Origin of the sequence: Balneola sp. EhC07, from assembly GCF_001650905.1 — a bacterium.
GTDB lineage: Bacteria > Bacteroidota > Rhodothermia > Balneolales > Balneolaceae > Balneola.
Map to the genome: position 1 here is coordinate 305153 of NZ_LXYG01000019.1, position 10353 is coordinate 315505.

Sequence of the window (10353 nt, forward strand, 5' to 3'; positions counted from 1 at the left end):
TACACATTTAAGTGTCTCGTTCATAAATATTAGACCAAATTATAGTTTGTATACTTTAAAAAAAGAAGCCACATCCACAAAAGCCCGTTTGGGAGAGTTTAAAACAGATCATGGAGTTATTGAAACTCCCATTTTTATGCCTGTTGGAACCTTAGGAACTGTAAAAGGAGTTTCACAAAAAGCTCTGATTGAGCAAATTCATGCACAAATAATTTTAGGGAATACTTACCATCTCTACTTACGTCCAGGTAACGAGATCATGCAAAATGCAGGCGGGCTTCATAAATTTATGAATTGGAATAAACCGATCTTAACTGATTCAGGTGGATATCAAATTTTTTCTTTATCTGATAACCGAAAGCTTGATGAAGAAGGAGCGCACTTTAAAAGTCATATTGATGGTTCCAAACACTTATTCACTCCTGAGAATGTTGTAGACACTCAACGAATTTTGGGATCTGATATAATGATGCTTTTGGATGAATGCCCACCTTACCCGAGCACATATGAATATGCTAAAAATTCAATGGAGCTAACCCATCGCTGGGCAAAAAGAGGTAGAAAGCACTTCCTTGAAACTGATGCTCACTATGGTCACGATCAAAATCAATTTGGTATAATTCAAGGCGGCACTTATAAAGATCTTAGAATTGAATCCACAAAGTTTATAACTGATCTGGACTTTGAAGGCATCGCTATTGGAGGTTTAAGTGTTGGTGAACCCATCCCACTGATGTACGAAATGGCTGATCTTAATACGGATTACATTCCTAAAGAGAAAGCTCGATACCTGATGGGAGTTGGAACACCGGGAAATCTTCTGGAATGTGTGGCCAGAGGTATTGATATGTTCGATTGTGTAATGCCAACCAGAAATGCTCGTAACGGCACGATCTTTACCCGAAATGGAAAAGTGAACATCAGAAACGCTCAATGGAAAGATCATCATAAACCATTAGATGAAGACTTTCCTTCAGAACTTTGCAATACTTACACTATGGCTTATATCCATCATCTTATTAAGCACAATGAGATCTTTGGACTTGTATTGGCTTCGGTGCACAATTTAACCTTTTATTTATGGCTGATGGAAAGAATCAGAGAGCATATAGCTAACGACACATTTGCAGATTGGTATCCCGAAATGGTGAAGCATGTAGAACAGAAAATTTAGGTTATAACTCAAAAACTCTTGATTTCCCTACGATTAAATTCTTTTCAGGCAGCAAGAAATAGAAACTAAACTCTTTTTCTTTAAGTTTTTCCATCAAGTCAAAAGCCTCGGTGTACGAAACCGAAGAAGTATCAAAAATTAAGTTTTTGGAGATATTAATAAAATCGTTTTCATTGGAGATCTTTTTAAGATCCAAGTTTTCGGATGTAAGCTTAAGAGCATTTTTTATGTTATTAACCAAATCATCAGGAAATTCTTTTTCCAGACTGTGAAGTATTACTGCTGAATTTATGTTCTCAGGTTGGACATCAGTGTTTGTTTTGGATCTCAGTGTCAAATATTGAACTACTGTTCTTGAATTGAAAGCGATAGAAATTAGTGCCCTCGAAAAAATATTGTAACTGTTTTTATAATGCTTAGTGAAAAATTGTGCTAAGCCTCTATTCATTTTCTTTAAGCTTTTCAGGCTCATGTCACGTTCACTTTCTCCTTTGAAATGAAGCATTTTGGCAGGAGGAAAATATCTGATACTAAAATCAGTATTCTGTACCCGGTAGCAAAGATCGTCATCTTCTCCATACATAAAAAAAGCTTCGTCAAAACCTTGCAACGCTTTTAAAACTGAAGTTCTCCAAAACATTCCGGCTCCGCTAATTACGGGGACCACTGTAACTTCATTTTCATCTATCCATCCCAAATACCTTTGACCGAATAATCTGCTATTCGGAAGTAATTTATCCAGCCCTGAAGCTCTGAATATTCCGGTTTTCAGGTCAGGAACTGATCGTTTACTTTCTCTGGCAAATGAACCATCCGGATTGATCATTTTAAATCCTAAAGCTGCGGTCTTTTCGCTTTCGTCCATGTATTGCTTCAACTTTAAAAGACTATCTTCCTGAATCACAGTATCAGGATTGATTATCAAAGTATAAGTCCCTGAAGCCTTTTCAATAGCTTGATTATTAGCTTTAGCAAATCCTACGTTTTCAACGTTTTTTATGATTTTGACAGTTTTGTAAGCCGAGATCAGATATTCAGGAGATCCGTCTTCAGAATTATTATCAACTATAAATATCTCGACTGAAAAGTGCCTGGTAGCTTTTTGAATGGAATCCATTAAGAGTAGTATATACTCTTTTACTCTATAGTTAACTATAACAATAGTTATATCCGGGTTGTCAGTAGGTTTTTCTTTATTTAGTTCTGAAATCACTTCTTAGACAAGATTCATATTTCCAAGATAGGTTACTTAACTATCACAACTTTCCCAACACCTTTCGAGTTCCCTTCGCTATCTACAGCTACAATGAAATAAACCCCTGAGCCTAACCGGTTACCATTTGAATCTTTTCCATTCCATGAAACTCGTCCACCTTTTGTTTGGAACGAGTTTACTACTGTACCGTCTACCCCTAAAACTTTCACAAAAGTCTCATCGCTTAATTCTTCGATAAATATTTCTTCATTTTTATCATAATTGAAAGGATTTGGAAAGACCTTTAGCTCGTCCATTTTATTTACAGGACTTTTGGGAATATCCTGATAGCTGATCAGCCCCACATCAGTAGCAATAAATACTTCACCTGTAATATCATTTATGGCAATTGATTTAATACTGTTTGAAAACAAAGGGCTGTTTTCAGTTGTGAACCTTTTTAAAATTTTACTACCCTCTGCATTTAACAGATAAACTCCCTGATTTGCACTCCCTATCCATTTTTCGTTTGCCGCATTTACCGCCATGGCTGTAGCATTTATATCTCTTAGTAAAAATCTGGAAACTGCTGATGTATCCTCGTTGATCAACCATTGTGCCGTTCGTTCCTGAACTGATCCTTCAATAAGAATTTCAGGAAAAATGAATTTAGCAATTCCACGAGCTGTACCTATCCATACTTCTCCATTATTATCCTCTATTATAACATTAACTTTGCTATCTGGTAGATTGCCACTATTTCCCCCTGTCTGCAATTTAATTCCTACATCATCAGTCTCGTCTTCAGGATTTTTTGTATCAATCACCAGCAAGCCTGTTCCACTGGATTGAGCATTTTGAATAGGTATCCATTTCTGGTCAAAAGAATCAATAAATAGATTTTCGTAGAGATCTGATGAAGCAGCGGCATTGTTCTCTTCAAAGGATTGCCAATCATCATCTCCCGGCGTCTGCCTGTATAAAGGAGTATCACCATATCTACTGACCAACCAAACATCATTATTGCTATCGGTTTCTAATCCTGATATGACAGGGTAAAGCTCACTATCCTGGGGCCAACCTCTTAGCGTTGAGTTAGTTTCATCAAACAATCTTATCTCATCCGTATTTTTATCAAATCTAACAATCCCTGTTCCCCAACTTCCAAAGTAGTAATAATTACCTGATGCTGTTGTTTTGAAAGGTTGACGGAATACTACTCCATCAAACTCAGGAGTTAATATTTCGTTATAATTTTCCCACACCCCATTCTCATAAATATAAAAACCTCTGCTTTTATCTATTTCCTCCCTTCGTGATGAACTCCTAGTTGAACCTGAAATAAGTACTCCATCGACAAATTTCATTCCTTCAAAAAAATTCACATATGGGCCATCTACTGACGAGTAAGTTATACTACCATTCGAAATATCAAGAATCCCTAATCCGCTATTAATGGTACCAAATATAACTTCGTCAGAAAACGGTATTTCTGTAAGTGCTGATCCGTAATTCTCAGATAAAAAAGCATTTCTAAGCACACCGTTTATATTTTTATAGTAAATCCTTTCCGTTGATAAAGCTATTAAAAAACTATCGTTCGAAGAATACTCGACGATTATGTTACTTCCGAACTCTGGATTTTGAGACCAAGAACCATTTTCAAATGTAAAGTTTTCTGTAGTAGTTGAAGCATATATTACATTTTGAAAACCCCCTAAGGCTACCGTTGACGAAGAAGAGAAACCATCTGAACTATTAAAATTATTCCAGCTACTAGCAGAAAAGTCATCTTCCAAAGCCTTAAATGCAATGCCTTCTTCAGTTCCTAAATACAGATTTTCTGAATATTCAAATATAGTATTAATTGCTATTGCGGTACTAAACTCTCCGAATTTTATATAGGAATCTTTTACAAACATGCCATCGAGATCGTACTCAACAATCCCAAAATCGGTCGCTACCAGTAATAAGTTATCTGAAATATTAAAGTCATTAATACCCTTCTGAGAAAACGAAGTGTTTCTCTCAATGTCAGTTAATTGGGTGACCTTAAAATTCGTTGCATCTATTACATCAATTACTCCTGTTAAATACCCAACAAAGATCAATTCCATTGATTCTGAATAGGCTATCGCAGAACCATCTAATCTAGTAAGATTATCAATTGGGGTAATTTTTTGAATAACTTCATTTCCATCTGTAATAAGAACCCCACCATTAGTAGACATCCACATTCTTCCTTGTGAATCTTCTACTGCTCCTGAAACGGATCGAAATGACGTATAGGCAGTCCAATCAGAAAGCGATTGCGCATTAATTACTGAACCTAACCACAAAAAACTTAGAATTGCAAAAAGTGTATATCTCATAAGTAGTCAATATAAACATTAACGAAAAACTTTTAAGATTGATACACATAAAAAAAACCCGATTCTTATTAAGAATCGGGTTTTAGTAAAAAAAGAGAAGGCGATGACCTACTCTACCACGAGTGCAGTACCATCGGCGCTGCAAGGCTTAACGTCCGTGTTCGGGATGGGAACGGGTGGGACCCTTGCGCTAGAATCACCTTCAAATTCGGAGAGTCCTATTGGACTCAAAATCGAGATCAATAAAATAAAAGTTCTTTGACATGTTCCGAGGAGCCCGCATAGGCGCCTCAGATTAAGAAAAAGTAAAAACAATGAGGATACTTACTTGTTTGGTGCACCACCAAGCCGGCGGTGCAAACCATATAAACAAAGCCAATGGTCTAATTAGTATGGCTCGGCTAAACATGTCACCATGCGTACACCTGCCACCTATCTACCCGGTCGTCTTCCGGGAGACTCATAGGGAATACTTATCTTGGAGCGTGCTTCGCGCTTAGATGCGTTCAGCGGCTTATCACTTCCGTACATAGCTACCCTGCGATGCATGCGACCACACAACAGGTACACTAGCGGTACGTCCACTCCGGTCCTCTCGTACTAGGAGCAGCCCTCCTCAGTATTCCAACGCCCACAGCAGATAGAGACCGAACTGTCTCACGACGTTCTGAACCCAGCTCGCGTACCGCTTTAATTGGCGAACAGCCAAACCCTTGGGACCTTCTCCAGCCCCAGGATGCGATGAGCCGACATCGAGGTGCCAAACCTCCCCGTCGATATGAACTCTTGGGGGAGATAAGCCTGTTATCCCCGGAGTACCTTTTATCCTTTGAGCGATGGCCCTTCCATGCGGTGCCACCGGATCACTAAACCCCACTTTCGTGCCTGCTCGACCTGTATGTCTCGCAGTCAAGCACCCTTATGCTTTTACACTCTACGCACGATTGCCAACCGTGCTGAGGGTACCTTTGGGAGCCTCCGTTACTCTTTAGGAGGCGACCGCCCCAGTCAAACTACCCACCATACACTGTTCCCCCGGAAGGGTTAGACTTCACCTGTGGCAAGGGCGGTATTTCAAGGGTGACTCCACAACGCCTGGCGACGCCGCTTCAAAGTCTCCCGCCTATCCTACACATGCGACAGCTAAAGCCAATGTAAAGTTGTAGTAAAGGTTCACGGGGTCTTTTCGTCCCGCTGCGGGTAATCGGCGTCATCACCGATACCACAATTTCACCGAGCTCATGGCCGAGACAGTGCCCAAGTCGTTACACCATTCGTGCAGGTCGGAACTTACCCGACAAGGAATTTCGCTACCTTAGGACCGTTATAGTTACGGCCGCCGTTTACTGGGGCTTCAGTCAAGGGCTTCGCCGAAGCTAACCCCCTTCTTTAACCTTCCAGCACCGGGCAGGTGTCAGTCCCTATACATCGCCTTGCGGCTTAGCAGAGACATGTGTTTTTGGTAAACAGTCGCTTGGGCCTTTTCACTGCGCCCTGACATAGTCAGGGGATCCTTCTCCCGAAGTTACGGATCGAATTTGCCTAGTTCCTTAGCCATGAATTACTCGAGCACCTGAGGATACTCTCCTCACCCACCTGTGTCGGTTTGGGGTACGAGCGAGAACCAGCAAACTACGACGCTTTTCTTGGCAGCATGATTACCTCCACTATCTCTTCATCGTGAGAATCCGAGTACTGTCGGGGTTCAGCCTTAACGGGAGGCGGATTTGCCTGCCCCCCGGCCTACGCCCTTTAACGTGCATTCGTCAGCACGCGGGAGTGTCACTTCTGCGTCACGCCTTAGCCATACGCTGGCTTCGGTAGCGGAATATTTAACCGCTTTGCCATCGGCTTCCCCGGCCTCACCGGGTACACCTTAGGTCTCGACTAACCCTGATCCGATTAGCGTTGATCAGGAACCCTTGGGTTTACGGTGGAAGGGTTTTTCACCCTTCTTATCGTTACTCATGCCTACATTTTCGCTTCCAGCCGCTCCACGGCCCCTCGCGGGCGCTGCTTCTGCGCTGACTGGAATGCTCCCCTACCGATCGTTAAATCCCACAGCTTCGGTAACCGACTTATGCCCGATTATTATCGACGCCGAGTCGCTTGACTAGTGAGCTATTACGCACTCTTTAAAGGAATGGCTGCTTCTAAGCCAACCTCCTAGTTGTCTGAGCAACTCAACTTTCTTTGATCAACTTAGTCGGTATTTAGGGACCTTAGCTGGTGGTCTGGGTTGTTCCCCTCTCGCCACAGGACGTTATCACCCTGCGACTGACTGCCTGGCGGCTCATCACTGGTATTCGGAGTTTGTCTAGGGTTGGTACCCGGTGAAGGGCCCTAGCCTAATCAGTGCTCTACCTCCAGTGAGACAAAACCAGACGCTATACCTAAATATATTTCGGGGAGTACGAGCTATCTCCAAGTTTGATTGGCCTTTCACCCCTATCCACAGTTCATCCGAAGACTTTTCAACGTCAACCGGTTCGGGCCTCCACGGTGTCTTACCACCGCTTCACCCTGACCATGGATAGATCACTTGGTTTCGCGTCTGCCCCGCTGTACTGCACGCCCTATTCAGACTCGCTTTCGCTACGGCTCCACCCCTTAGGGGCTTAACCTCGCACAACAGGAGCAACTCGTAGGCTCATTATACAAAAGGCACGCCGTCACTACATAAATGCAGCTCCGACCGCTTGTAAGCACACGGTTTCAGGTACTATTTCACTCGCCTTCTCGGCGTTCTTTTCACCTTTCCCTCACGGTACTGGTTCACTATCGGTCATGCAGATGTATTTAGCCTTACCGGATGGTGCCGGCTGGTTCACGCAAGATTTCACCGGTCTCGCGCTACTCAGGATACCCGCCTTTTTGTAATCGGTACACCTACAGGGCTTTCACCTTCTGTGGCGCTGCTTTCCAGACAGCTTCGATTTAAGATTACAAAAATTACGCAGGTCCTACTACCCCGCACCCCGTAGGATGCGGTTTGGGCTGTTCCGCGTTCGCTCGCCACTACTTGCGGAATCACTGTTGTTTTCTCTTCCTCCGGGTACTTAGATGTTTCAGTTCCCCGGGTATGCCTCCTCGAAAGGATACCCTAATAAATTAGAGTGGGTTGCCCCATTCGGAAATCCGCGGATCACAGTTCTTTTGCAACTCCCCGCAGCTTATCGCAGCTTTACACGTCCTTCTTCGCCTCTGCATGCCTAGGCATCCACCGTGTGCCCTTAATTGCTTATTTTATATGGCTTGCACTACCTCTCGGTGCGCGCAAGGAACATACTCAATTGCTTGAGCTATTACTCTTGTGGGCTGCAGGTGTACTACCACCTACAGCTACCCTAGGCGCATGTTATCTGCGTTCGTAAAACGAACACTTCAAACATACTATATGAGCTGACAATCAATCGATTGCCGCTCTTTATACATTGTTATACTTTTTCACCATGTCAAAGAACTTGCCCGTAGCACGGGCAGGCTGTTATAAAACTACCGCTTCGGCCTCGAAAGACACCCGCAGCAACTAACATTCTTTCAATAAAACTATGTGACTTCCGGGGTTACGCACCCGCTCAGTATTACCATCACATCTTACTTCAATACTTTTACTTCAATTTCAGTGGAGCTACAGGGATTCGAACCCTGGACCCCTGCCTTGCAAAGGCAGTGCTCTAGCCAGCTGAGCTATAGCCCCTCTTCCTTGGTCAGAAAAGTGGGCTTGGGAGGACTTGAACCTCCGACCTCACGCTTATCAGGCGTGCGCTCTAACCACCTGAGCTACAAGCCCCAATATTACTCGGGGATCGCACCTGGTAGCCAACGCCGGCCTCAGGGCTTCTCCGCTGCTCTGCTTTCCTTCATTGTTGCAGCATAGGACAGATTGTTTGTAACGAACTACTTATGGTAGTTGTGTAGGTTCATCGCTTGCTGGTGTATATATAACCCAGCTAGCAAGGCTCTCCTTGAAAGGAGGTGATCCAGCCGCACCTTCCGGTACGGCTACCTTGTTACGACTTAGCGCCAGTTACCAGGCTTACCCTAGGCACCCCTTACCGGGGCGACATCAGGTACTCCTGACTTCCATCGCTTGACGGGCGGTGTGTACAAGGCCCGGGAACGTATTCACCGCGTCATTGCTGATACGCGATTACTAGCGATTCCAACTTCACGGAGTCGAGTTGCAGACTCCGATCCGAACTGAGAATGGTTTTAAAGATTTGCACCTCATTGCTGAGTAGCGACCTTCTGTACCATCCATTGTAGCACGTGTGCAGCCCTGGACGTAAGGGCCATGATGACTTGACGTCGTCCCCACCTTCCTCACTACTTGCGTAGGCAGTCTGGCTAGAGTCCCCACCATTATGTGCTGGTAACTAACCACAGGGGTTGCGCTCGTTGCGGGACTTAACCCAACACCTCACGGCACGAGCTGACGACAGCCATGCAGCACCTTCTATAGCGTCTCATAGAGAACCCTCTGTTTCCAGAGGTAGCGCTGTAGATTTAGCCCAGGTAAGGTTCCTCGCGTTGCATCGAATTAAGCCACATGCTCCACCGCTTGTGCGGGCCCCCGTCAATTCCTTTGAGTTTCATCGTTGCCGACGTACTCCCCAGGTGGCATACTTAATGCGTTAACTGCAGCACTGGCCCCGAAAGGCCAACACCTAGTATGCATCGTTTACAGCGTGGACTACCAGGGTATCTAATCCTGTTCGCTCCCCACGCTTTCGTGCCTCAGCGTCAGTTGTAGACCAGTAAGCCGCCTTCGCCACTGATGTTCTTCGTAATATCTATGCATTTCACCGCTACACTACGAATTCCACTTACCTCTTCTACACTCAAGACGCCCAGTATCCAAGGCCATTTTACCGTTAAGCGGCAAGATTTCACCCCAGACTTAGACGCCCGCCTACGCACCCTTTACACCCAATGATTCCGGACAACGCTTGCACCCTCCGTATTACCGCGGCTGCTGGCACGGAGTTAGCCGGTGCTTATTCAAGCAGTACCGTCACACCAGATCGAAATCCGGTCGTTCTTCCTGCTTAAAAGCCGTTTACAACCCATAGGGCCTTCATCCGGCACGCGGCGTGGCTGCGTCAGGCTTTCGCCCATTGCGCAAGATTCCTCACTGCTGCCTCCCGTAGGAGTCTGGGCCGTGTCTCAGTCCCAGTGTGGGGGATCATCCTCTCAGACCCCCTAGCTATCATCGCCTTGGTGAGCCGTTACCTCACCAACTAACTAATAGCACGCAGCCCCCTCTTTAACCGGTCGAAACCTTTAACAACTAGAGTCATGCGACTCAGTTGCTTTATGCGGTATTAGCACCCCTTTCGGAATGTTATCCCCCAGTTAAAGGCAGGTTAGCTACGCGTTACTCACCCGTCCGCCAGTCTCCAGAAAGAGCAAGCTCTTTCCTTCTCCTTCGACTTGCATGTGTTAAGCCCGCCGCCAGCGTTCGTCCTGAGCCAGGATCAAACTCTCCATTGTAAAAAATTAAATTTATATACGCTGTGAGCCGACCCTACACTCCATCATTCAAAAGAATAACTTCATAAAGCTCGCACAAACAATCTGTCTTATGCTTCAATAATTTCCAAAGAACT

At 44.5% G+C, this 10353-nt stretch carries 3 protein-coding genes, 2 tRNA genes and 3 rRNA genes; 1 reads left to right on the plus strand and 7 read right to left on the minus strand.

Annotated features, from left to right (window positions below):
* Window positions 1–46: 46 nt before the first annotated feature.
* Window positions 47–1174, plus strand: coding sequence for a tRNA guanosine(34) transglycosylase Tgt (gene tgt / locus A8B79_RS14560; protein ID WP_066224065.1), 1128 nt, complete (start codon window positions 47–49; stop codon window positions 1172–1174).
* A 1-nt stretch (window position 1175) separates the two neighbouring features.
* Here tgt and A8B79_RS14565 read toward each other — a convergent pair whose 3' ends face one another.
* The 7 genes from A8B79_RS14565 to A8B79_RS14595 all read right to left on the minus strand — a co-directional run bounded on the left by A8B79_RS14565 (window position 1176) and on the right by A8B79_RS14595 (window position 10237).
* Window positions 1176–2387 (minus strand): glycosyltransferase family 2 protein, encoded by a 1212-nt coding sequence (locus A8B79_RS14565; RefSeq protein ID WP_066224067.1) that lies wholly within the window; start codon window positions 2385–2387, stop codon window positions 1176–1178.
* Window positions 2388–2419: 32 nt separating this feature from the next.
* Window positions 2420–4741: a type IX secretion system anionic LPS delivery protein PorZ gene (gene porZ, locus A8B79_RS14570; RefSeq protein ID WP_066224069.1), complete on the minus strand. Its 2322-nt coding sequence runs from the start codon at window positions 4739–4741 to the stop codon at window positions 2420–2422.
* A gap of 95 nt (window positions 4742–4836) precedes the next feature.
* Window positions 4837–4945 (minus strand): 5S ribosomal RNA (rrf, locus tag A8B79_RS14575).
* A 162-nt stretch (window positions 4946–5107) separates the two neighbouring features.
* A 23S ribosomal RNA gene (locus A8B79_RS14580) occupies window positions 5108–7988 on the minus strand.
* A gap of 379 nt (window positions 7989–8367) precedes the next feature.
* Window positions 8368–8441 (minus strand) — tRNA-Ala (locus A8B79_RS14585).
* A 19-nt stretch (window positions 8442–8460) separates the two neighbouring features.
* Window positions 8461–8534, minus strand: a tRNA-Ile gene (locus tag A8B79_RS14590).
* Between the two features lie 178 nt (window positions 8535–8712).
* Window positions 8713–10237: ribosomal RNA gene (locus A8B79_RS14595) — 16S ribosomal RNA — on the minus strand.
* The 16S, 23S and 5S rRNA genes sit together here with 2 tRNA genes alongside, the layout of an rRNA operon.
* Window positions 10238–10353: the final 116 nt, after the last annotated feature.